At 43.0% G+C, this 24747-nt stretch carries 23 protein-coding genes; 14 read left to right on the forward strand and 9 right to left on the reverse strand.

Annotation, left to right across the window (positions count from 1 at the left end):
- Positions 1–11 precede the first annotated feature (11 nt).
- Both HWQ41_RS17690 and HWQ41_RS17695 read left to right on the forward strand, forming a co-directional pair.
- Entirely contained in the window at positions 12–1043 is a 1032-nt protein-coding gene (locus HWQ41_RS17690) for a leucine-rich repeat domain-containing protein (protein WP_292765395.1), read from the forward strand.
- A 110-nt stretch (positions 1044–1153) separates the two neighbouring features.
- On the forward strand, positions 1154–2197 hold the full coding sequence (locus HWQ41_RS17695) for a leucine-rich repeat domain-containing protein (RefSeq protein WP_292765397.1): 1044 nt from the start codon (positions 1154–1156) through the stop codon (positions 2195–2197).
- 63 nt (positions 2198–2260) lie between these two features.
- Here HWQ41_RS17695 and HWQ41_RS17700 read toward each other — a convergent pair whose 3' ends face one another.
- From HWQ41_RS17700 to rsmH, 4 genes are all read right to left on the reverse strand, one after another.
- Positions 2261–2818: a methylmalonic aciduria and homocystinuria type D protein gene (locus tag HWQ41_RS17700; RefSeq protein WP_292765400.1), complete on the reverse strand. Its 558-nt coding sequence runs from the start codon at positions 2816–2818 to the stop codon at positions 2261–2263.
- A gap of 298 nt (positions 2819–3116) precedes the next feature.
- Entirely contained in the window at positions 3117–3323 is a 207-nt protein-coding gene (locus tag HWQ41_RS17705; protein WP_292765403.1) for a glycogen debranching protein, read from the reverse strand.
- A 146-nt stretch (positions 3324–3469) separates the two neighbouring features.
- On the reverse strand, positions 3470–4123 hold the full coding sequence (locus HWQ41_RS17710; protein ID WP_292765406.1) for a MotA/TolQ/ExbB proton channel family protein: 654 nt from the start codon (positions 4121–4123) through the stop codon (positions 3470–3472).
- Positions 4124–4489: 366 nt separating this feature from the next.
- A complete protein-coding gene (rsmH, locus tag HWQ41_RS17715; RefSeq protein WP_292765409.1) occupies positions 4490–5404 on the reverse strand; it encodes a 16S rRNA (cytosine(1402)-N(4))-methyltransferase RsmH in 915 nt (304 codons plus the stop codon).
- 232 nt (positions 5405–5636) lie between these two features.
- On the opposite strand from rsmH, the gene HWQ41_RS17720 reads away from it, so the two are divergent.
- The 8 genes from HWQ41_RS17720 (at position 5637) to HWQ41_RS17755 (ending at position 13298) form a co-directional block, all read left to right on the forward strand.
- Entirely contained in the window at positions 5637–6821 is a 1185-nt protein-coding gene (locus HWQ41_RS17720) for an NAD(P)H-quinone oxidoreductase subunit H (RefSeq protein WP_292765412.1), read from the forward strand.
- Positions 6822–7244: 423 nt separating this feature from the next.
- Positions 7245–7388, forward strand: a complete 144-nt coding sequence (locus tag HWQ41_RS17725; protein WP_292765414.1) for a hypothetical protein — start codon at positions 7245–7247, stop codon at positions 7386–7388.
- A 557-nt stretch (positions 7389–7945) separates the two neighbouring features.
- Complete coding sequence (locus HWQ41_RS17730) at positions 7946–8482, forward strand: GAF domain-containing protein (RefSeq protein WP_292765416.1); 537 nt, start codon at positions 7946–7948, stop codon at positions 8480–8482.
- A 252-nt stretch (positions 8483–8734) separates the two neighbouring features.
- Positions 8735–9124: a VOC family protein gene (locus tag HWQ41_RS17735; protein ID WP_292765418.1), complete on the forward strand. Its 390-nt coding sequence runs from the start codon at positions 8735–8737 to the stop codon at positions 9122–9124.
- A 305-nt stretch (positions 9125–9429) separates the two neighbouring features.
- The gene (locus tag HWQ41_RS17740) at positions 9430–9714 is read left to right on the forward strand and encodes a hypothetical protein (protein ID WP_292765420.1); all 285 of its coding nucleotides are present in this window, start codon (positions 9430–9432) and stop codon (positions 9712–9714) included.
- A 59-nt stretch (positions 9715–9773) separates the two neighbouring features.
- Positions 9774–10598 (forward strand): hypothetical protein, encoded by an 825-nt coding sequence (locus HWQ41_RS17745; RefSeq protein ID WP_292765422.1) that lies wholly within the window; start codon positions 9774–9776, stop codon positions 10596–10598.
- Positions 10599–10739: 141 nt separating this feature from the next.
- Complete coding sequence (locus HWQ41_RS17750) at positions 10740–11993, forward strand: class I SAM-dependent methyltransferase (protein WP_292765424.1); 1254 nt, start codon at positions 10740–10742, stop codon at positions 11991–11993.
- Between the two features lie 426 nt (positions 11994–12419).
- Positions 12420–13298 (forward strand): NAD(P)-dependent oxidoreductase, encoded by an 879-nt coding sequence (locus HWQ41_RS17755; RefSeq protein ID WP_292765426.1) that lies wholly within the window; start codon positions 12420–12422, stop codon positions 13296–13298.
- A 280-nt stretch (positions 13299–13578) separates the two neighbouring features.
- On the opposite strand, the gene HWQ41_RS17760 is transcribed toward HWQ41_RS17755, so the two are convergent.
- Together HWQ41_RS17760 and hslO are read right to left on the reverse strand one after the other, a co-directional pair.
- Positions 13579–15654 (reverse strand): chromosome segregation ATPase, encoded by a 2076-nt coding sequence (locus tag HWQ41_RS17760; protein WP_292765428.1) that lies wholly within the window; start codon positions 15652–15654, stop codon positions 13579–13581.
- Positions 15655–15808: 154 nt separating this feature from the next.
- Complete coding sequence (gene hslO, locus HWQ41_RS17765) at positions 15809–16714, reverse strand: Hsp33 family molecular chaperone HslO (RefSeq protein WP_292765430.1); 906 nt, start codon at positions 16712–16714, stop codon at positions 15809–15811.
- A 140-nt stretch (positions 16715–16854) separates the two neighbouring features.
- On the opposite strand from hslO, the gene HWQ41_RS17770 reads away from it, so the two are divergent.
- Positions 16855–17241 (forward strand): hypothetical protein, encoded by a 387-nt coding sequence (locus tag HWQ41_RS17770; protein ID WP_292765432.1) that lies wholly within the window; start codon positions 16855–16857, stop codon positions 17239–17241.
- Between the two features lie 872 nt (positions 17242–18113).
- Complete coding sequence (locus HWQ41_RS17775) at positions 18114–18356, forward strand: hypothetical protein (protein WP_292765434.1); 243 nt, start codon at positions 18114–18116, stop codon at positions 18354–18356.
- A 679-nt stretch (positions 18357–19035) separates the two neighbouring features.
- On the opposite strand, the gene HWQ41_RS17780 is transcribed toward HWQ41_RS17775, so the two are convergent.
- The 3 genes from HWQ41_RS17780 to hisD all read right to left on the reverse strand — a co-directional run bounded on the left by HWQ41_RS17780 (position 19036) and on the right by hisD (position 21787).
- Positions 19036–19623, reverse strand: coding sequence for a Uma2 family endonuclease (locus HWQ41_RS17780; protein ID WP_292765436.1), 588 nt, complete (start codon positions 19621–19623; stop codon positions 19036–19038).
- Between the two features lie 19 nt (positions 19624–19642).
- Positions 19643–20068: a universal stress protein gene (locus tag HWQ41_RS17785; protein WP_292765438.1), complete on the reverse strand. Its 426-nt coding sequence runs from the start codon at positions 20066–20068 to the stop codon at positions 19643–19645.
- A gap of 417 nt (positions 20069–20485) precedes the next feature.
- Positions 20486–21787, reverse strand: a complete 1302-nt coding sequence (hisD, locus tag HWQ41_RS17790; RefSeq protein ID WP_292765441.1) for a histidinol dehydrogenase — start codon at positions 21785–21787, stop codon at positions 20486–20488.
- Positions 21788–22528: 741 nt separating this feature from the next.
- On the opposite strand from hisD, the gene rpsT reads away from it, so the two are divergent.
- Complete coding sequence (gene rpsT, locus HWQ41_RS17795; RefSeq protein ID WP_292765444.1) at positions 22529–22834, forward strand: 30S ribosomal protein S20; 306 nt, start codon at positions 22529–22531, stop codon at positions 22832–22834.
- Positions 22835–23229: 395 nt separating this feature from the next.
- Entirely contained in the window at positions 23230–24027 is a 798-nt protein-coding gene (locus HWQ41_RS17800) for a TatD family hydrolase (RefSeq protein WP_292765484.1), read from the forward strand.
- The last annotated feature ends 720 nt before the right edge of the window (positions 24028–24747 follow it).

Here is a 24747-nt window from a genome sequence, read left to right on the forward strand (position 1 = left end):
AAGATTATGCAATGAAACTTACTTTAGCGATCGCCACAATATTTACTTTTACTTTGGGATTTTACACCACACAGACTATTGCTGCTCCTCTGGCAAATCCCAAAAGCTTTACAGATTGGTGTCAGCAGAAATCAACTTTACCTCCACAGACAAAACATACTGTTGAGGTACTGTTAAAAATCGCCCAGACTCAAAATTGCAAGCAGGCTAACCAAAAGCTGACTAATTTGACTTCTCTCGACCTCAACTCAAATGAAATCAGTGATATCAAGCCTTTGTCTGCTTTGACTAATTTGACTTCTCTCGACCTCGGCTCAAATGAAATCAGCGATATCAAGCATTTGTCATCTCTGACTAATTTGACTTCTCTCAACCTTAACTCAAATGAAATCAGCGATATCAAGCCTTTCTCTGCTCTGACAAAATTGAATTTTCTCTCCCTCCACTCAAATAAAATCAGTGATATCAAGCATTTGTCTGCTCTGACAAAATTGACTTCTATCGACCTCGGCATAAATGAAATCAGCGATATCAAGCCTTTGTCTGCTCTGACTAATTTGACTTCTATCAACCTCGACACAAATGAAATCAGCAATATTAAGCCTTTGTCCGCTCTGACTAATTTGACTGCTCTCTCCCTCCGCTCCAATAAAATCAGCGATATCAAGCCTTTGTCCACTCTGACTAATTTAACTTCTCTCTCTCTCCGCTCAAATGAAGTCAGCAATATTAAGCCTTTGTCCACTCTGACTAATTTGACTTATCTGTACCTCAACTCAAATGAAATCATCGATATCAAGCCTTTGTCTAATCTGACTAATTTGACTATTCTCTCCCTTGAATCAAATGAAATCAGCGATATCAAGCCTTTGTCCGCTCTGACAAAATTGACTGAACTCTCCCTTAACTCAAATAAAATCAGCGATATCAAGGCTTTATCCGCTCTGACAAAATTAACTTTTCTGAATATTAAGAATAACGCGATCGCACCCCAAATATGTCCTGTAAAACCACAGTCTATTTGTCAATTTGATGAGCTTTAAATGAGACTACTAACTCACTTTGTCCATCCATGTGTAGGTGCTATGCCTTTAGTCAATAGTTCCACCTATGAACTAGCAGGTAGTCTACTAAATCCAGATAAAAAATCACAATGAAACTTACATCAACCATCGCCACAATATTTACTTTTACTTTGGGATTTTACACCACACAGACCATTGCTGCTCCTCTGGCAACTCCCAAAAGCTTTACAGATTGGTGTCAGCAGAAATCAACTTTACCTCCACAGACAAAACATACTGTTGAGGTTCTTTTAGAAAAAGCCCAGACTCAAAATTGCAAGCAGGCTAACCAAAAGCTGACTCATTTGACTTCTCTCGATCTCGCCTTCAATCAAACCAGCGATATCAAGCCTTTGTCTGCTCTGACTAATTTGACTTCTCTCGACCTCGGCTCAAATGAAATCAGCGATATCAAGCCTTTGTCTGCTCTGACTAATTTGACTACTCTCATGCTCTGGGCAAATAAAATCAGCGATATCAAGCCTTTGTCTGCTCTGACTAATTTAACTCTACTTAACCTCAACGGAAATGAAATCAGCGATATCAAACCTTTGTCCACTCTGACAAAATTGACTAATCTCGGCCTAGACTCAAATGAAATAAATAAAATCAGCGATATCAAGCCTTTATCCACTCTGACTAATTTGCATGAACTCTACCTCGGCTCAAATAAAATCAGCGATATCAAGCTTTTGTCTGCTCTGACTAATTTGACTTATCTCTCCCTCGGCTCAAATAAAATCAGCGATATCAAGCCTTTATCCACTCTGACTAATTTGACTTATCTCTCCCTCGACTCAAATAAAATCAGCGATATCAAGCCTTTGTCTGCTCTGACTAATTTGACTACTCTCTACCTCAACTCAAATAAAATCAACGATATCAAGCCTTTGTCCACTCTGACTAATTTGACTTATCTCTCCCTCAACTCAAATAAAATCAGCGATATCAAGCCTTTGTCCACTCTGACTAATTTGACTGAACTCTCCCTCGACTCAAATAAAATCAGCGATATCAAGCCTTTATCCACTCTGACTAATTTGATTGCTCTCTACCTCAGCTTCAATCAAATTAGCGATATCAAGCCTTTATCCACTCTGACTAATTTGATTATTCTTGAGTATAAAAAGTAACGCGATCGCACCCCAAATATGTCCTGTAAAACCAGAATCTATCTGTGAATTTTAAATAACAGACTAATAATCAATTTCTTTCCACCCATGCATGGCTGCGATGCTTTTAGTAACCAATTCGATCACAATTGGGGGAGCTTCTGATATCAAAATACTAGGATAAACTGCTGCACCCCAATCGGGATGAATTAATACACGGCATTGATTTTTAATCACTGGATAGTTGAGCAAAGCTTTGACAACTGCTGTGTCATCGTGGGGAATTGCTCCGGGATGGGACAGTAGAGGATAGCCTGTACGAGGGTCGATCAAGTCAGTTAAATAGCCGCGATCGCGCAGATTAAATGCTAAATCACAGCCAAATATCATAAACTTTTCTCGCAGGCGTTCTTTCTCTGTCTCTACTTCTGCCGTACTTTCTACTAGTTGATAACGCGATTGCTGTAAGACAATCACTACTCGTAAAAATGGCTGCTGTTTCCAATCTGGTAATATCCGTTCGCAGTTGGCACAGATATATTGAGTGGGAGCATGAATTGAAATTTGAACCGCTTGTCCCGTTTCGCCAACTAAGTTAATGGGACAGGCTTGCTCCGAAGTGTAAACTCTGGGATAGTTCACTAAATTGATTCGGTTTATGCAAGTTTTTTAATTTAATCTCCGGTATAGATGATAGCTCTTAAAAGTTCCAAAAAATCATCAATTTTATCTAATATGTTACTTTTTTTGGAAGCAGTTGTTAATAATTTGATAATTTTAATCCGAATTTTATCCTTTATTAACCTGTTCTAATGGGATTTGCTGCGATCGCTGTAGGGGTTGGCATAGATGAAGCGTGTGGTAGACAAGCGATGCCTAGGTTGGGCTACGCCTACCCTCCTGAAATATGTTCGCTCAAAATCCCAAAAAATGACCCCAATTAATTGAGTTTTAAAGAATTCACTGGCACTTCATCCCAAGAATCGACTGTCCGCAATCGCGCTACCCAACCTGCTGCCTTTTGCGTCTCGGTCAGATTATTCTCAAAGGAATCATGACAATCTTTAGCTTGAGATTCATTACAACAGGCAATACAGGCATGAATCATCCCCGACGGATCAATTTGCTCATTTACCCAAATAGTCATGGAGTATTCCCTCAAAAACTTTAGCGAAAAAAGCTATTCGTTATTTTAGAATACTATTAGAGTCAAAAATTGGAGAGCAAAATCGGTAACAAGTAGTGAACTAATCCCAATTACCGATTACTAATTTACAATTACCCAGTTCCGCTTCATTTGGTAGGCACATAAGATTTATCTCTTCTTTCATAGCGACGGCGGTAGAGTAATTCTAACTGTCCACCATATTCCTGAATCCAGGCAATCTGGCGCTGGTACAGTCCCCGGAAAGTATTAGCAAATACAAGCGTAAAGATTGCCACTACCAACCCTGATGCTGTGGATACTAAAGCTTCACTAATTCCAGATGTCACCCCTGTTGTTTTACTACCTCCTACATCTCCGATATTCAGAGAGGCAAAGGAGGTAATTAATCCCAAAACGGTGCCTAAAAGTCCCAACAGGGGCGCAAGACCAATAATTGTCTCAAAAATATTTTGGAAGCGCTTGAGCAAGGGGATTTCGCCTTGTGCTTGACTTTCTAATGCCAAACGAAATTCCTCTGGTGTCGCCTCCTCCAATTCTAAAGCTGCTAAAAAAATTCGAGCAATGGGTAAATCAGTATTTTTCTGCAATTTATCTAAAGCACTAACTACATTATCAAGGCGATAAAGCTGTAGCACCTCTCGCACCACCTTGTTTTGCCGATTAGTTATCTTTACCCAAAAGCTGATACGTTCGATAATCAGCGCCACCGTTAACAAGGAAAACCCCAGCAGAGGCCATATAACCACGCCACCTGCTGTAAACAGATTACTAATTTCCATCTACTTTTCTTTAACTCTCCAACAACGCTAGGTTAACAGATCGTTGTTTGAGCGAAGTTGATATCATTTCCCAAAAGGAATTGCTCTGCAAGTTTTAAAGTGTTAGCAGCAAGTACGACTTGCCGAAGTTGCATAGATGTTTTACAGCAATTATCAAATTTATTTGTTCTCTTGGAGATGTCCTTCGCGGTGCATTCCTACTTTTTCGATAACTTGTGCTAATGATATAGCGGTTCTTAGTTGAGTAGGTACTGAACCCCACCCCCAACCCCCTCCCCGCAAGCGAGGAGGGGGCTAAGATGTACCTTATTTGATTAGGAAAAGCTATATGAGCATTAACTAGATTTATCCAATCTGTATTTCACCTCACTCCTGCTTTCTCTCTGCTATCCTTAGCTTGGCCGATCGCGATCGCGGATTATTAGCAATTTCCTCTTCTTGGGCAATAATCGGCTTTTTTGTCAAGACCTTTAATAAAGGTGAATTTCTTAAACCATGCTTCACCGGGCGGTCTTCCAAACTGTGAAAACTGATAATCGCAATTCTGCCACCAGGGACAAGGGCATTTGGTGCTTTATCCAAAAAGGTTTCGAGGGATTTTAACTCATCGTTGACGACAATTCGCAGAGCTTGAAAAACACGGGTAGCGGGGTGAATTCTACCATAACGGTATTTCGGGGGAACTGAAGAAGCGATCGCTTCAGCCAACTCAACAGTCGTGTGCAACGGTCGCCGTTCAACAATACGTCTAGCAATGCGCCGTGATAATCGTTCTTCACCGTATTTAAAGAAAATATCTGCTAATTCTGCTTCACTCCAATTATTAATCACATCAGCAGCAGTTAGCGATCGCCCTCGATCCATTCGCATATCCAAATTCGCAGCTTGGCGAAAGCTGAAACCCCGTTCTGGCTGATCTAAATGGTAAGAACTCACCCCCAAATCGGCTAAAATACCGTCGAAAGTATTAGGGGTAAACTCGTAGGCAGCAAAGTTGCTATAAATAAATTGTATGCGAGCCTCCTTCGGAGGAGCTTCGCTAACGCTATATTCAGCTAAGTTCTTCTGGGCTGCTACTAAAGCATCTTCATCTTGGTCAACAGCCGTTACCCGCACATCCGCCGCAGCTTCTAATATCAGGCGACTGTGACCACCACCGCCTACCGTCACATCTAAATAATGCCCGCCCGGACGCACCGCCAAACCCTCAATTACTTCTCGCCCCAACACTGGCACATGAAAAAATTCCTGCACCTCAAGTCCCTGATATCGAGCTTCCATATAATAGTTGAAGAAGTGCAACAAAATTAAACATCAAGTAAAGTCCCTCCTCTATCACCCCCTCTCCAACATACCCCTGTATGGGCAATACATGTAGACGCCTTAAGGGCAGTTTCCCTAAAAGTATTGCTCCTGCAAGCTTAATTTTGGCTTGACAAACAAGATAGATTGGGTCTGGTTGGCATCGGCGCGGTTCAATTCAAAATTTTCACGAACGGAGAACACGAAATCTATGACCAGACTAGAAACCCGCACTGAACCTATGGTGCTAAATATGGGGCCACACCACCCCTCAATGCACGGGGTTCTGCGGCTAATTATGACTTTGGATGGTGAGGATGTCGTTGACTGTGAACCGGTCATCGGCTATTTGCACCGGGGAATGGAAAAAATTGCTGAGAACCGCACTAATGTAATGTACGTCCCCTACGTTAGTCGGTGGGACTACGCTGCGGGAATGTTCAACGAAGCCGTCACTGTCAACGCCCCAGAAAAGCTTGCAGGTGTCGCTGTTCCCAAACGCGCTAGCTACATCCGCGTCATCATGCTGGAGTTGAACCGCATCGCTAACCACTTGCTGTGGTTTGGCCCCTTCTTAGCTGACGTGGGCGCTCAAACTCCCTTCTTCTACCAGTTCCGGGAACGGGAGATGATTTATGATTTGTGGGAAGCCGCCACAGGTTATCGGATGGTGAATAATAACTACTTCCGCGTTGGTGGGGTAGCAGCCGATTTGCCTTACGGTTGGGTAGATAAGTGTCTGGAATTCTGCGACTACCTATTGCCCAAAGTTGATGAGTACGAACGCTTAGTAACCGATAACCCCATCTTCCGGCGACGTGTTGAGGGTATTGGTACTATCACCCGTGAAGAAGCAATTAACTGGGGACTTTCTGGCCCAATGTTACGCGCATCTGGCGTGCAATGGGATCTGCGGAAAGTTGACCATTACGAATGCTACGACGATTTCGACTGGGACGTGCAGTGGGAAACCGCCGGTGATTGCTTTGCCCGTTACGTGGTGCGGATGCGGGAAATGCGCGAATCTGTGAAAATTATTCGCCAAGCAATTAAAGGACTTCCTGGCGGCCCTTACGAAAATCTGGAAGCCAAACGTTTAGCCGCAGGTAAAAAATCAGAGTGGGACGCATTTGATTATCAATTCATCGGCAAAAAAGTTTCCCCTACCTTCAAGATTCCCAAGGGTGAAATCTACTCTCGTGTAGAAAGTGGCAAAGGTGAATTGGGAATTTATTTGGTTGGTGATGATAACGTCTTTCCCTTACGGTGGAAGATTCGCGCCGCGGACTTCAACAACCTTCAGATTGTCCCACATTTACTGCGCGGCATGAAGGTTGCAGATATTGTGGTGATTCTCGGCAGTGTTGACGTAATCATGGGATCTGTGGATAGGTAAATAATATCTATCCAAGTACTTTTTAGAGCAGTTGTATTAGTGCAACTGCTCTATTTTTTTTAGCATTGGGTAAAACTGGCGATTAGATCACAATACGCTTGGGTTAAGGCTTTTCCTTCCTAACCCTCCTTTTGAAGCTTGTCATTACCAATATCTTTATAAATCTTCCGCTTCGTTGCCATCCCGCCTGGGAATAAATTCCAAGGCTAATAGCTAAAGTCCTCTCAAGAGGACTAAATACAAGATTTTAAGCTATGTAGAATTTCAGTCCAGGCTTAGTGGACAGTAGCTCTTAGCCCCGAACTGAAGTTCTGCACGACACCAGAATTTGACGAACTCGCGCAAGAAGTCGGTCTAGTTTCCCATCAACAAGGCGTTACCGACGAAACAGAACGCGGTAAGTTACGCGCCGAACTCGATGGGATGATAGCACACCTTTACGGCTTAACCGAAGATGAATTTAGCTACATCCTCACTACTTTTCCGATTGTGAATGCAACTGTTAAAGAAGCAGCATTGTCAGCTTACCGTAACTTTGCCCCAATGTTTGAAAACTCAAAAATATAGTTAAAAGGGCGGTTATAAACCGCGTCTACACAAACAAAACCCACCTCCGTGGGTTCAAAATCTTGATTTGACTTTAGAGGGTGTTTTAAAAGTATTTAGCTGTGATTTTAAGCACTTATTGATCCCCCTTAAAAAAGGGGAACCGGAATCAAAGTTCCTCAATTTATCGGGGTATTTAGGAGGAGCTAGAATGTTTGGATATCTACACTAAGACTTACGCATTCACAAGAAATACCAAATATGGAGAAGTTTAAAAACCACATCTTTCGTAAGGGCACAGTAAGGGCACAGCAATGCTGTGCCCCTACAAGATGGTCTATTTACGATCACAGGATAAGTAAGAAAAGCCTGAAACAACCTATTTTCGTTAATGCATATCATGATGATTTTGTACAGTGTGTAAGTCCTAATTTATTTTAAATTCACGGAAGAGGTTGAGTAGTGTTATGTTTTGTTAAAATTGAATTGCTGCTATAAATAGAACAATGTATTTAAATAAGGTCTAATAAATTACTATAGAAATCCGGCAGTATTTACTTAGTTGTAATTTTAGAACCGTGCAAATTCATCCTCACTCAGATTTTAACCACAGCTGCGATCGCCACGAACAGGGTTTGCAACAATTGCTCGATCGCCTTGTTAGAACAATGCAGCGCGATGAGTTAGTCCGGCAAACTACCAATCAACTCAGAGAATCGCTTCAGGTTGATCGGGTGGTGTTGTATTATTTTTATGGACGGTGGCAAGGACAGGTGACTTTTGAATCTTTGAGTTCTAAAGAATTCTCAATACTTGGTTCCACGGGCCCAGATGATTGTTTTAATGATGAGTATGCTGCTTTATACTTAGCAGGACGGGTAAAGGCGATCGCTGATATTCAATTAGAGCCAATCGAGTCTTGTCACCGAGATTTTCTCAGCAATATGCAGGTTCGCGCCAACCTAGTTGTGCCAATTTTGATTCCTAGAGGATTATGGGGATTGCTAGCAGCACATCACTGCGAAAGTCCTCATCATTGGTCGCCATCAGATATAGAAATGATGCAAACAGGGGCGCAAACTCTCGCAACAGCCCCTTACATATTAGAAAGTTAAAAAGACGTTTAGTTAAAAGGGCGGTTAGAAACCGCGCGCCAGGTGCTTCAAGTCGGCGGAGCCGCCCAACGCACTGGCTTGTCTACACGAGGCTTTACCCACCTCCGTGGGTTGAAAATACTCAATTTGATTTTTCTCAGGACTTACGCAAAGAATAGCCGAAACCCTTAATTCCAGGTAGGGGCAATTCATGAATTGCCCCTACAGGGTATAGTTTTGCGTAAGTCCTATTTATAATAAGGAGAAAGAATTATGAAATTTGGTTACACGGTCATCTGGGTAGAGGATGTAGTTAAGACGGTTGAGTTTTATGAAAAAGCTTTTGGTCTAGTTCGTCGCACTCTCCAAGATCGGGGGCACTTTATCTGGGCGGAAATTGAAACCGGAAATACCACACTAGCTTTCTCCTCTAGTAGCGAAGCACAGAAGTTATTTCCTGGCGGCTTCCATGCTAACGATGCCACACAACCACCAGCATTAATCCAGATATCATTTATCACTCCTGATGTTGGCAGTGCTTACATGAGAGCAATCGGAGCAGGTGCAAAAGCATTAGATGCCCCTAAAACCCAGCCTGGGGGACAAACAACTGCTCGCGTCCGCGATTTTAATGGTGTGCTGGTGTCATTGGTGAGTGGCTAGGTAGCAAATTGTTTTTTAGGTTGGACGCGATTAATTGGGGTGGCGATCGCGATCGCTTGGGCAAAAATCAATAGACCTCTTGCAAAAATACTTAAGCCGCCAGGGACTCAAGTCCCTGGCTAATAGCAAAAGTCCGTTTCAACGGACTGAAACTACTGTTATTAGTCGGTTTAAACCGACTAGAGCTATTAGCCCGAAAATTTATTTTCGGGTGGGTGTTCGACTTTTGCAAGAGGTTTATTGATGAGGGCATAAAACAAGCAAAGCTATAATTACCGTAGCCTCTAGCCATGTTGCATACTTTTATGACCCATCTTCTAACACTGGAACTGAACGATCAGATTTTCACCGCGATTCAGCGACAGGCTGAGGCCATTGGCGTTCCCCCTGAACGGCTAGCTGCAACGTTGCTAGAGCAACAGTTTGGACAAGTTTTTAAATTGTTGCTGTCTGAAGCAGAAAAGGAGACCGCACGAGCCAGATTTGAACGCCATTTTGGGACACTTAATCTCGAACATACCATTGATCTGAACAATGAGAGTATTGATGTAGATTTGGTGAGAGAGTATGCCAGTAAAGTAGTTGGATAGTTAAACTGAGAATTTTGTAGGGAAAAGTAAGCTCTCCGACCAGTTAAGTACACTAAGAGATGTCAAAGATTTTTGAGTTAACAGGACAGCAAAAAGCTCTGATTGCTGACTATCGAATGAAGTGGTATTCAATGGCAATCTCAACTCAGCCAGTTGATAAAGCAAGAGCTTTTTCCGCAATCGAGGCAGTTTACAATAAAATATCAAAGGCAGAAATACCTGAAATATACTATTTTGAAAGTCCGCTTAGTGGGGCTAACCTCAGCTTTATAACCCATATTCATCCGGCTGCAAACTTATCCAATCAACGTAAGCTGAACAACATCATTAGGAAAGTTAAAAATCAATTACTCAAAGGATGGCTTCGTAGTTCTTTTCACCCACATCTTGATTTTCCTCTGATTGAAATTGTTGGACAGCAGTTTGATATTGAACTATGGAACATTTTGCATAAGCAATTAACGTTCTGGTCACCGCTCACTAGTCTGATACCTGGAAGCCTACGCGATAGTGAAAAATCATCTTTAATCTGGAAATCTGGTAAACCCAATCAACAAAGGGAAATAGAGCGATTTTGGTCTTATTTGGCAACAGGTTTAGTCTCACCAGATACGGAGTGTAGTATTTGTGGATTGTTGGACTTCTGCACCTCTGAGCTAGGATGCTTCATAGAGGAAGACTTATGGAACACACTAAAAGCATACGTTTCTGAGTGTGGTTGGACATTCTTTTTTCAACATTTCTGTTTCACCTGTCAACGTCCACATAAAGTGCTGCTTGATGAGCAAAATCGACCTCATGCAGAGAATGAAGCAGCCATAGAATTTTTAGATGGTTTTAGCGTATTTGCCAAGAATGGTACGCTGGTTTTCGATTGCGAGTAGTCTAACAATCTGCTTGTACCTGATGAAACTTGATTTATCAGTTTAAGTGAATCGAGTTTATAGACCGTTAGGGAAATTATGAATTTTGTTTTGCATCATTCATAATTCATTTATTTTCTCAACTCCCAAACCTCAAATTTTATGGATTCAAATCCAGCATTGTGTACAGCGATCGCAAATCACATTACCACCACTCCTCAACAACGAATTACTTTTGCTGAATTCATGGATATGGTATTATACCACCCTGAACACGGCTACTATTCTAGCGATGCTGTCAAAATTGGCTTTCAAGGTGGTGATTTTTTCACCTCTCCAAACCTCTGTGCTGACTTTGGCGAGTTACTAGCAGAACAATTTTTGCAAATGTGGGAGATTTTAGGAAAACCTGTACCCTTTTCTCTGGTAGAAATGGGAGCAGGTCAAGGATTGCTGGCATTGCATATCCTTAAATATCATCAGCGACGCTACCCAGATTTTTTTACGGCGCTGGAGTACATCATTGTTGAAAAGTCCCCAACTTTAAGACAAGAACAACAGCAACGCTTGCAAGATTTCCCTGTACGTTGGTGCAATCTAGAGGATATACCACCGAATGCGATCGCAGGCTGCTTTTTTTCTAATGAGTTAGTAGACGCATTTCCCGTACATCAATTCATTCTAGAAACGGGAGAACTCCGAGAAATTTATGTGACAATCCAACCCCCTTTCCTAGAAGCTAAGGGGGAATCTTTCTCCCCTCCCCGCACTTCGTGCCGCTACGCGAACGTAGGGGAGGGGTTGGGGGAGAGGTCAAATTTTGCATTTGTGGAAGTCACAGGGGAACCTTCAACGCCTCAACTAGCTAAATATTTGGATTTAGTGGAAATCAACTTTGCCCAAAATGCATATCCAGATGGTTATCGTAGTGAAATTAATTTAGCGGCTTTAGACTGGTTGAGTATAGTAGCAGACCGCTTGCAGCGCGGCTATGTGTTAACAATTGATTATGGCTACCCCGCAAGTCGTTACTATAATCCCAGGCGATCGCAAGGAACGCTACAGTGTTATTATCATCATCGTTTCCATGACAACCCCTATATCAATATTGGATGCCAAGATATCACTGCCCATGTTGACTTTACGGCCTTGGATCGCTGGGGCCAGAAGTACAATTTAAAGAATGTTGGTTTTATCCAGCAGGGATTATTTTTGATGGCGTTGGGGTTAGGCGATCGCATTTCTGCCCTTTCTGATCAAAAGCAACCCCTCTCGCAGTTACTACAGCGACGGGACGCACTACACCAACTTATAGATCCCACCGGACTGGGCGGCTTTGGAGTCCTAGTTCAGAGCAAAGGTCTGGACAAGACAGAAGTTTCTCAACCACTAAAAGGATTGACTCTGCCAGAATAAATGTAAATTGATTACTGTAAAGTTAAACACACTCCAAAAGTAATAATTATGAATACTCATGACCTGCTAATGCTAGTAACCTTACTTACTCCAGGTATTTTACTTTCAGTGATAATTATGGCGACTTTTGCTGCTGGTGGTTGATTGCCAAGAGTTAAGGAGTAGGGAGTAGAGAAACTCGGATTTGCGATCGGATCTTAAATCTCAAATAACTACTTCCCAATTAAGGGACTGACAAATAAAAAAATACTCAACTACTTATTGTGGGGTGGGCGACACGAGGGCCCTTAGCCAAAGGCGGGCAAGATGCCCAGCCGACAAGATTGGATAATTTATTTGTTGTCAGTCCCTAATTTGAATCAAACAATGCAAACGCGATCTCCACAATGGGCTATTCGGTGACGCTGTACCAAAGGAACATGAAAAATGAAGGTGGCATTTCTGGGAACTGGACTGATGGGACTACCAATGGCTCAAAGGTTATTAGCCGCAGATATACAGCTAGTTGCCTACAATCGTACCCCAGAAAAATTAGCACCACTACAAGCAGCTGGGGCTGAAATTGTCACACATCCCCGCCACGCCATTCGTGCTGCTGAGTGCGTCATCCTCATGCTTACTAATGCCCCGGCCATTTATAATGTGTTGCTTTCAGATACGGCTTGGCAAACTCTGGAAGGGCGCACTATCATCCAAATGGGAACAATTACTCCCACAGAAAGCCAGGAAATTAGAGATGCAGTTGTTGCGGGTGGTGGTGAGTATTTAGAAGCACCCGTATTAGGGAGTATCCCGGAAGCAAAAGCTGGCAAGTTGAGTATTATGGTAGGCGCCCAACCAGAACAATATGAACGTCACTTCAAGTTACTCCAAAATTTTGGGACAGAACCTTTACTTATAGGGCCAGTGGGATCTGCGGCGGCGCTCAAATTGGCACTAAATCAACTAATAGCTTCCCTAACAACTAGCTTTGCTCTGAGTCTAGCTTTCATCCAGCGTCAGGGTGTCGATGTGGATGTGTTTATGCAAATATTGCGCGAGAGTTCACTCTACGCACCTACCTTTGACAAAAAGTTACAACGGATGTTGGATAGCAATTATGCTAATCCCAATTTCCCCACAAAACACTTGCTTAAAGATACAGAATTGTTTATCTCTGAAGCGAAATCTCTGAGTTTGGATCTCAGCAGTATTAAAGGTGTGCGGCAAATCTTGCAAACAGCCGTGAAAATGTCATTTGCTGATGATGATTACTCATCACTATTTTCTGTAATTAAGGAATGGGGAGAAGCGATCGGGGAATAAATAGACCAGGCGTAGGGGCACAGCAATGCTCATTGTTGTTAACTTAAGCCAAAACTCCTTTAAAACCTCGTTTCTAGCCAGAGGCTAGAAATGCTCCTCATTGCGGCTCTGCCGCAAGTCTTGAGGCCGAGCCTCCAATTAGGCATTCCCAGTCTCTGACTGGGAACGAGACAATCTCTAAAAGCTGGTTATAGACTGGCTTTTACGTTGAGTTGACACGCATAAGTATTGCTGTGCCCCTACAATATGTGTGGTTCAATTAAATGAAAACTGCTGTATATTACTGACCATTAGTAGTCGTTGATGGTGGCAATTGTGGAGACTCAAGCTGAGGCTGAGGTTCCGGTTGCGGTTGAGGATTGAGAAATTGCTGCCAAGCCTTAATTTGCTCTTGCGCCGGACTGTAAGCAGCACTACCGCGTGGAATCGATTTGGCAATCTCAATCCCTCTGGCAATATCAGACTGACCTTGAGAGCGTGCTATTTCTAACAATTGCTGACTCCACTGGTCAATAGCCTGATTCGCATCCATACGTAAGATGCTATTGTTTGAAACCCCATCTGCCAGGCGTATTGCCTCAACTAAAGCTTCTGGCGTACCAGCCGCCCCCACTTCCTGGGCTTTTTTCCAGTTTTCTTTGGTGCGGATTTGACCTTCCCAGTCATTTATCGCAGCTTGTGCTTCCCCAGAAAGCGCCCTTCCCGACGAGGCAATTTGTTGAGCTGTGCCAATGGCGGCGGTGAGATTTCCACTCTGAGCCAGTTCTTGTGCCTGATCCAAGTAAGGCTGGTCTTGAATTCGCTGAATCTTTCCGATCCAAGTACGAATTTTTTTCCGTGCTTCTGGATATAATGCACGACCTCTACGGATTTCGCTGGCCTGAGCGATCGCAGCTTGCAAGGAGTTAATATCCTCAAATACCGCTATCTGTTCGGCGCGGTCTAAGTAAGGTTGGTCTTCAATTGTCTCCACTTGGGCACTCCAGCGATCGATCTCTTGCCTCGCTTCTGTGGCCCTGGGATTACTAGCAGGGATGAGCTGCACTTGGGCGATCGCTGCTGTTAAATTAGGGACTGTTCCCTGACTAGCCAATATTCTCGCTTTTTCTAGATTCGCAACATCTTCAATTTCCAACTGCCAACGAGCAATCAGTTGTTGTGCTTCGTTATACACTGGTCTTGTGGGATCAATTTGTTGTGCTTGGGCGATCGCTGCCTCTAAACCAGAAACATTACCTATCCAAGCACTTCTTTTCGCGTCAGCTATGGCGAGAAAGTCATCTGTTTCGGCTTGTAGTTTCGTACTTTCCGGTATTTGTCTGGCAATATTCAGCGCCTCATCCGCATCCCGCTTGTCTAGTTTTGCCTGTGCCAATTCCAGCATTTTGCGTCCAAATGCGGGAATCGCTGACTGAGCTTTTTCGTAAAGGTAACTTTCCGGCTCAATCGACTCGGCTAGCTTGATCGCTTCTAGTAAATTATCGACTACTTTACTACTTGCTAAGTTTTCAGCTTTTCCTAACTTATCGCCATCTTCTCGCGCGGTGGCAATTAGACGATTCAATTGGTCGTATTTAGTACTCGCCCAGTATTGATTGTCTACGCGCAGCATTTTAGCAGATAACATGAATGCCGATTGCCAGTGCCGTTCCCGCACTTCGGCGATTGCACCGTTGTATGTAGCTTCTGCCTTTGACCAAATCGACTGCCATTTGCTAATTTGCTCATCGACTAATTTATAAGCAGCTACGTCTTGGGGTATTTTCTGAGCAGTAGCGATCGCTTCATCTAAATTCCCTGTTTGGAAACTTTGATCAGCTAGCTTCAAAATATCCCGTGACCATTCTTCGATGAAACGATCAATTTCTCCATGCAACGGGTGATTTTGTGGTAGTTGCTTCACCAGAGCGATCGCTTGCAATAGGTCGTTCACTGTCTGCTTAGAAGCCGCTAACTGAGCGCAATGCAGCCGCACAGAAGCACTAGCTAGGGGCCAGAAAATCGAGGGACAATTAGGGGCAGCTGGCAACTTCAGCAGCATTGCCATTGCCAAAAATCCTACACTGCCGGGAATTAACATTAGCAGTACTGACCACAATACCCAGCTTTTCATCCAGCGGGGCCATTTCCCAGAACTTTTACTGAGTTGGGTAGTTTCTTCTGAATGACTATTTATAGGTAATCTTTCCCTATCGTTTTTTTTTCGCCGCTTCACTGACTTGGAGGTAGAACCAGTAGCTGGGACATCAAATGGTTGAGTTTCACCGAATTGTTCTGTTCGGGATAATCTTTTGTTTTGATCTGGCTTTTTTCCACTGGCTGAAGACCAACTGTCTGGAATATCCCGCTCTGTCATCTCTCACACCAAAATAATTGAATAGCGCTCTGTTTTAGCTTGATAATTCCATTGCTGCCATAGTAACTTTCTCGTGATTAAAAAGCTACTTTTTTGATTATCTCTCTCCACAGAATACCATTAACAACCTAAAAAATCAGTGCTATTTTATACTTTATTCTGAAACAGTAGATTCAGTTTGCAAATCGGCAATGAGTTGAGCTAAGTGATCGCTACTTGCCTGGTAAACGCTGCCGCAAAAGTCGCAAGTTGCTTCAGCACCATCATCTTTAATAATCATATCTTGCAGTTCGGCTTCTCCCAACATCTTCAGTGCCCCCAAAACGCGATCGAAAGAACAACCACAGTGGAAGCGCAGCATTTGCCGTTCGGGAAAGATTGCCAGCCCCATATCTCCCAACAGGTCGCTAAAGATTTCAGTCAAAGTCTTCCCAGCTTGCAACAATGGCGTAAATCCTGCTAGACCAGCTACCCGTGATTCCAAGGTTTCTACTAAGGCTTCGTCTCTGGCAGCTTTGGGTAATATTTGCACCAGTAATCCTCCCGCCGCCGTTACTCCACCTGCTCCCACGAACACACCTAAAACTAAAGCTGAAGGTGTTTGTTCGGAATTCACCAGATAATGAGCCACATCATCCCCAATTTCGCCAGACACTAGTTCTACCGTACTAGAGTAGGGATAACCATAACCGATATCTCGCACAACGTAGAGGTAGCCGCCACCAACTGCACCACCAACATCTAGCTTACCTTTGGCATTGGGAGGCAATTCTACAGATGGATTCCCCACATACCCGCGTACCGTGCCATCTAAGCCAGCATCTACCAATATGCCACCCAAAGGCCCATCGCCCTTCACCCGAACGTTGACCCTCGACCCAGTTCGCTTCATGCTAGAAGCCATTAACAAGCCCGCCGCCATAGTCCGACCCAGTGCTGCCGTTGCCACATAGGAAAGCTTGTGGCGTCCCCGTGCTTCTTCTGTTAAACGTGTGGTGATCACACCTATGGCACGAATTCCACCTTCGGCTGCTGTTGCACGAATTAACTGATCCGCCATGAATAACCTTACATTTCTTAACAAGTTCACTTTTTCTATTCTAAGTTCTCTGCTGCGAGAAAAGTGACGTAGTAATAATCAGTGATTGCATTTGCAATATTAGAAATAGCGATGTCTCAACTTTAGGAAATCCTAGAAAAATGCTGGGGAATTTTCAACAAAGCCAACTGCGAATCGAAATTGAAGCATCAACAGATGCAATTCGTGACAGTCTGCTACATCCGGTGCAATTAGAAAAATGGCTCTTAGGGCAACGCTTTGCGCCAGGAATGCCAGAAGAACTGCTTCCAGGATTCCAGTTTACTACCTGGACTGGGCCAGTCCCGATTCATCATCAAGTCGACGTTGTGAAATCTAACTGCCTCCGCTTGGTACTCAGCGGAGGCATTGACGGGTTCCACGAATGGTACTGGGGAGAAGGTTGGGTACAATCCCGCTTGGAAGGAGTTTCAATTTTGCCCTTGAATTTGGGTCAAACCCTGAGTTTGTTGAGCTTGCGTCAGTTTCTGGCAACTCAAGAGCGTTGAATCGACTGAACGTAGGGACAAGGGGGATTTTCCTTGTCTCTATGTGTCTTCTCAATCAGCATACAAATCCGCTAACAGCGTTGCTTTTGTCAAATGGGGATTTTCCCAATGAGCAAGTGGCGTTTGTTTTAGGATTAAACTTCGGGGTTTTTAACCAACATTCTTAATAAAACCGCATAGAGCATTTTAAAAAAATACCAAATTTTTATAATTTTCCTCTAAACTTTTACTCTTTCTTCATTTATTTGCAAAAAATTTGTATAATCAACGTATAAAGCTAAAGCTTTTTTCAAATTAATAAATAAGCAAAATTCAATCTTTTATATTAAAATAAATTATACCCACTTAACTTAGTGTTGTATAAAATAATATCAAAAACCCATTTTTTACATAAAAATACTTATTCAAAAAGGCAGAATCCCAGCTTTGAGTGCTATAAATTTATTTAAGTACAACTAGTATAAAAAATGTAGTTTTGTTTGCTTGACTAGATATTTAATTCTGCGAATTTTCGTTAATTTATCAGTATTAATACGTACTAAGCTTCATTTATACGTTTTTTTACAAACCAAATAAAGCTTTTAGATCGGCATATTTATATCAATATATATTGACACCTACGATTTTTTGACAAATAAAAACTTATTTTTAATTAATTCTGTATAAATACTAACTATGTAATATCTTTGCTGAAGAGGAAGAGGTGTAATATATTTTTCTTTATTAAAAAAATAATTGCTTGACCTATTTAGCAAGAGCCGTATAATACTTCTAACGGCACAACAAGTTACTAAATATACTCTTTTAGGTTTATATCTATTAATTTGGAGTGACGTAATTTTAATCACCACAATCAAGTGATAACTAAGATTATGGAAAGCACATTGTTCACTACATTAACCACCAACGAAGAAGCCAATTTATCTGGTGGAAATAAAAGCTCCAACAAGGCAACTGCTAAAGTCTCTTTAATTAAGTCTTTAATTAAGTTAATATTTGAACTTGCTGGCAGATCTGGAAGCGCTGGCATCGTAAATATCGGCTCTGGCAATGTTATTGTTACTGACAGTAATATTAATGTTGGAGATGGTGCAATTGTTACGTCGCCCTCTTAACTATTCTGTTAGGGGAATAGGCAAACTTATGAGGGTTAGTAGAAGGAAAAGAATAAACGTAAAGACACGATTAACCGCGTCTTTACTCGGATAAAGCCTCTTAAATAAACGACCCTGTTAGAGCAGGTTAATTTACTTTTGCGTCTGTCTTAATAGCTAATCTACTTAACTCTGGCAAGCTATTAGCTATTTGTTTCATGGCAATTATCTTAGCATACGTTTATTGTTACCCACATACTTTTCTTCAACAAACTTAACAAAGTCTATCAACGGTTGCTAGTAGGCAACTGTTGATAAACTTAAGTGGTGCTTTTCCCTAAAGATACTGCTCACTTTGAGTAGGGAAGTAAGCGTTGCTATTTGAGAAATCAACCAGATTCATCACAATCTATAGGACTTACGCAAAACTACACGCGCTCTGGGGCAATTCATGAATTGCCCCTACCTAAAAATCATTCTTTTCGGCTATTGTTTGCGTAAGTCCTATCTAGTAATTTGTGAACGATAAGAAAACTCTTTTTACAGAACTTTATTTTTTGGGCAAAACCTACGCAGTATTGCATAGCGAAGAAGATTGTGGAGCTGCTTGTCTTGCTTTCATTGCCAAACACTGGCGCTCGCACGCGCTATAGTCGGTACTCCGACTTAGCGGTAGGTAGTTCACATTCTGAAATTATTTTTAATTATCGGCTGTTAACACTTGTTCAACTGTTAATTCTAACTCTGGAAAAATTTGAGATTGAATGCATTGAGTACCAATAAACTCTACTGGTTCGTATAATTCTTCAATCAATATGAAAACAGTAACTTTGTTCGTTAATGGATCGACAATCCAATACTCTGGAATATTTAAAACGTTATATTCAACTCGCTTGGCTCGATAATCTACAATCTTTGTTGACTCACTGACGACTTCCACCACTAACAAGGGGGGTGGTTCGTTGAGTTCAATAACTGCCTCTCGGTTTCTCAACTCTCGCCACTGAGGTAATGGAATCACAACTACATCTGGAATCCTCGATGTATCCCATCTCCCAGCACGGGGGGAACGAACACCGATAACCATTTGTTTAGAAGTCCAATCCAACTTTAGCCGGAGAATTTCTGCTCGGAAACAAACATTGAGAAATTCTGTTACCGCGCCATGTTGCCCACTTCCTAGACTCATGGGAATTAGTTCTCCATTCACCAATTCGTAGCGGGTATCAGTGCCATCATCATATTTCAGGTATTCCTCAAAGGTTAATTTTGGGGTGGTTATAGTCATTGCTTCCCGTTGCAAATTTTTACCTTGGTTTGACGACTAACACCGAACAATTAGCCTCTTCTACAACTTGACTGCTAACAGAACCCTGGACAATTCGCTTCATCCCAATCAACCCCCGACTGCCAATTATAATCAAGTCAGTCTTATAAATATTGGCAAGGCGAATAATCTCTTCGGCAGGATCACCATTTACCAGTTCTAACTCACTTGTGAATGATAAGTTTTCCTGATAGGAATGCAACTGTTTTTCAATATGAAAATAAGAAAATGTTGGGGACTCTGGCTGAGGACGATCAGCGGGTAGTTCCATCTGTGACTCTGGTGTGGGAAACACATGACAGAGAATAATCTTGGCATCTTTTGACAACGCCAAATTATCTAAAATCTGAATTACTCGTTCTGCAATTTCCGAACCGTCCAGAGCTACCAAAATATTCTTTAGCACCGCTCTCCTCTCCTAAAGAGTAGACCCCTTACATAAGTATCTCGCAAAATTTGTTGGCAGCTACACTAAATTAATTTTCCATCTGCCTACTTAGTTTATATATTCGAGGCTCTGCTATAGGTCGGTTTCACCCCACTTTGACGCTAGTGCATTGTAGCAACTGGTCTGGAGAAACTTTTCACCAGTTGCTTGGAGAGAGTTTTCCTCTCCAAGCAACTGCCGTCCGGCAATCCTCTACTTTTGAAACAACTGCCGCCGGCAATGCCAGACTTGTGGAGGCTTAAAGGGCGGCTGAAGGCAGGATAGCAAAAGTCACGCATTAGCGTAGCTTACCGTAGGTATCGCCATCCAAACTTTTAGTCTGAACCTATCGAGTGACTTTTGCCAACAGTATAGGAAAAAATTAAGCATTCCAAATCACTCTTCTTGCTGAATTCGGCGTCGTACTGAATCAGCATGAGAAGGTAAGCCCTCTGCTGTTGCTAGCACATCAATGGCGCCAGCCACATTTTGCAGTGCGGTTTGGGAGTATTGAATAATACTGGAGTGTTTCAGGAAAGTTTCAACCCCTAATGCCGAAGCATAGCGGGCAGCACCAGAAGTTGGCAAGGTATGGTTAGGGCCTGCCAAATAGTCTCCTACAGCTTCTGGTGTTGAGTAACCCAAAAAGATTGCCCCAGCGTGGCGAATCTGTGGTAAGAGTGCCCAAGGGTCTTTGACTTCTAATTCCAGGTGTTCGGGGGCAAATTCATTTGAAAATTCCGCTGCTGCTTGGAGGGATTCCACAACGACAATCAAGCCGTAGTGAGCGATCGCTTTTTCTGTGTCTATTCGCCGTGGGTGATCTACTAGCTGTCTTTCCAAGGCTACTTGCACGTTTTTCGCCAAAGCAGCATCTGTGGTCAGCAAAATTGCTGCCGCCATTGGATCGTGTTCGGCTTGGGCCAGCAAGTCAGCTGCTACATGCACCGGATTTGCGGTTTCATCGGCAATCACCAGCACTTCGCTAGGGCCTGCCAAAGAATCAATGCCGACGATGCCATAGACAAGTTTTTTCGCTAGGGTGACATAAATGTTACCAGGCCCAGTAATTACATTCACTTTTGGAATCGTTTCTGTACCATAGGCTAAGGCAGCGATCGCTTGTGCGCCCCCAATGCGATAAATTTCTTGCACCCCTGCTTCTTGGGCAGCTACCAAGACTGCGGGATTAATTGCACCCCCTGGACCTGGTGGTGTCACCATCACCACATGGGGTACAGCAGCAACATGAGCCGGAATTGCATTCATCAGCACTGTACTAGGATAGGCGGCACGGCCACCAGGCACATACAACCCGGCTCGGTCTACGGGGGTATAGCGTTTGCCCAGCACTATTTCATCGTCGCCAAAGTGTACCCAGCTTTTAGGTACTCGCTGACGATGAAACGCTTCAATTTGGCGACAAGCTAGCCGAACTGCATCAAGCAACTCCTTAGACACCTGCTGATAGGCTGCATCTAGTTCCGAACCTGTAACTCGGAGTTCTTCTGCTTTCAGGGTTTGTTTGTCAAATTCGGCTGTGTAATGCAATACAGCTTTGTCGCCTTGGCGCTTCACTGCTTGCAAAACTTCCCGCACCGTTGCTTCTTTGTGAAGCACCTGTTCGTCATGGGTGCGATCGCAGATCCGTTGTAGTTCTGCTCTGACGTCTGCCTGCTGAGTAATGATTCGCAGCATGGAGTAAGGACAATGCCAAAATTATAATATTCACACCTGAGATTTAGTATTGCTCTTGACCAACTGGGGTGTGGAAGCTGACTCTAATTCTCTTCTCTAGCTTAACCTGGATTTTTTTGATACTCTCAAGGCTGCCAGCACATGCTTTGCTTGAGAAGGCGACTTAATTCCTCAGTCCGACAAGCCTCGGCAGACTAGCGGCAGGAAGTGGTCGTGCGATTTACCACTACCCTTATGCCCTGACCCTCACTCCTTGCTCTGGTGCAGGTAGTGTGTTTCCACATCCAGTCCCCCGGATTTATCGGGGGTAGGGTCTGAGTATAATTTTTACTTTCCTAACTTTTAGTAGTTAACATCTGTACAGACACGATATATCGGTTCTATACTTTGAAACACCTGAAATTTAGCTGTTTACAGTTCCTTGCCTTTGACAATACATCCGCTTTAGGGACAGATTGTATTATATTGGCAATCACATTGCTTAACCAGGTGGTGAGTTAAGACCAATATTTTATTTGATGTACCTTATTTTAACGCATTTCCTAAATTGACGACACACCAAATTAAGGACTGGGGATTAAGGAGCGGGGACTAGGGACTAAATTCTTCCCCAATCTCCACTGCCCAATCCCCAATGATAGATAGATTTTTTTTTAGGAAATTATAACATTGGCAATTTGGATGCTATATTAGTAAGTCTAGTAGTGTGTGTACATATTAATAGTATTTTTGGAATTGACTGTGGCGAATACAAAGTCTGCTCTCAAGCGTGCCGAAATCGCAGAACGTAACCGACTGCGTAATAAAGCTTACAAATCAGCAGTCAAGACGCTGATGAAGAAATACGTTAATGCTGTAGCTGTCTATGCAGCTAATCCTACCCCAGAATTAAAACAAGAAGTACAGGCTCGGTTATCCGAGGCTTACGGCAAAATCGATAAAGCGATCAAACGGGGTGTCCTTCACCCCAACAATGGGGCAAGGAAAAAGTCGAGATTGGCTCATAAACTAAAACCTCTAACTCAAACAGCAGCAGCAGCTGAATAGTCATTGGTAAGGCAGTGCGCTGTTCTCACTCAGGGAGCCACTGTGCTACGAACTTTCCCAAAGTTGTAGCAAGTGGCGTGAAACGATGCCGCGCATAGCACAGCGTTAGCAAGTCCGCGAGCGTCTGGAAAGCCAGTGCAGTGTTGAGGGTTTCCACACCACTTGCTCTTTGCCTCTTAACCCATCCACCGCAGTGGCTCCCCATAAGCGACTAGCGTCGGCGATGCCGAATTAAAATAAGCGACGGGTGTAGTTTACCTCTTGAGCATCTGGATGATTGCAAAGTATATGTGTTCGTGTAGCTTCTCCCACAGGAGAAGGGTTCACCTGGAGGGTCATTTGTCCTTAGTCGTGATCAGGGCTAATAATTTATGACTAATGACAAAGGACAAAGAATGCAACTGATAGACACGCACGTCCATCTCAACTTTGATAGTTTCCAGCCAGATTTAGCAACAGTGCGATCGCGGTGGCAAGAAGCAGGTGTAGTGCGTTTAGTACATTCCTGTGTTCACCCGGATGAGTTTGCCAGTATTCAATCCATAGCACAAGAGTTTCCCGAAATCAGTTTTGCCGTGGGATTACATCCATTAGATGCTAAGAAATGGAATAGCGAGACAGCCGATAAAATCAAAACTTTAGCGAGTTCTGACTCGAATGTGGTAGCAATTGGGGAAATGGGGCTGGATTTTTATAAAGCTGATAACTATGAACAACAGTACATGGTGTTCGAGTCACAGTTGGCGATCGCATCTGAACTAAACTTACCAGTGATTATCCACTGCCGCGATGCTGCCGTGGCAACCAGAGAAGTGTTACAAAAATGGCGGGAACTTAAAGGAGAAAGAGTGCGTGGTGTCATGCATTGCTGGGGAGGAACGCCAGAAGAAACTCAATGGTTTCTCGATTTAGGCTTCTATATTAGCTTTAGTGGGACGGTAACGTTCAAAAACGCCAAAGCAATCCAATCTTCAGCTGCAATGGTGAATAGCGATCGCCTACTGATTGAAACAGACTGTCCATTTCTGGCTCCAGTTCCTAAACGGGGTGAGAGGCGCAACGAGCCTGCCTACGTGCTTTATGTAGCCGAGCAGGTAGCTAAACTGCGTCAGGAAACGGTAGAGGCGATCGCCCATCAAACCACCCAAAATGCCTGTGAATTATTCGGTCTGTCAATATCAAGTGTGCCCTAGTGTCTTTTGTTAAGTTGTGCTAAAAAAAATAAAACTCTAGGGGGCAAAAATATGCTAATATTATTCCCTCAAAAACATTTTGCTTGCGCCATAATGATAAAGGAAGGAACCTAAAACTTCTCGTCTGAATTTTCCGTGCTGTTATGGCTTGGCCATCCTCCAAATCTCTACAAGCGGATGCTCTCCACACATGACTAACCGTGCCAACCCAAATTGAGCTAGACTTTTGCACAACATCGCTTGGTGTGTATTGAACCTATTGAAAATCGTTAAACAAAATTGCCTTGTGAGTACAATTCAGCAAAATGAAGTGATTCTGATTCAAAGCCGACAAGGTACGGATCATTCCCTCAGTCTTAGGATATCTAGGATATCACTGACAGTATAAACAGCGGGGTGGATTTCAGACAACACCGTGTAGAGCTGCGTCAGCAAATTAACGCGCTTTTTGGAGGGGAAGTGAGAAAAGTAGATCAAACTCAGGAATATCTCAATTGTATATTCTTCTTGAATCAAGACTATAGTTGGTTTTTGGCTTCTGAGTCACCGATGAGGGGCGATTATCCCCTTGTCAAAATTGCTCATTCCAGCCAGTTTTAACCGCTGCGTTTACCCACACCTGTAAATAGCAAGTGTGTAAGAAAAAGTTCCCAAACAGCTAAGGACACTGGCTAGGAGTGGGAAGCGTCAAACAGCAGTGTCCAAGGGAAAATTTAACCA

Origin of the sequence: Nostoc sp. NOS(2021), from assembly GCF_017115025.1 — a bacterium.
Classification (GTDB): domain Bacteria; phylum Cyanobacteriota; class Cyanobacteriia; order Cyanobacteriales; family Nostocaceae; genus Nostoc.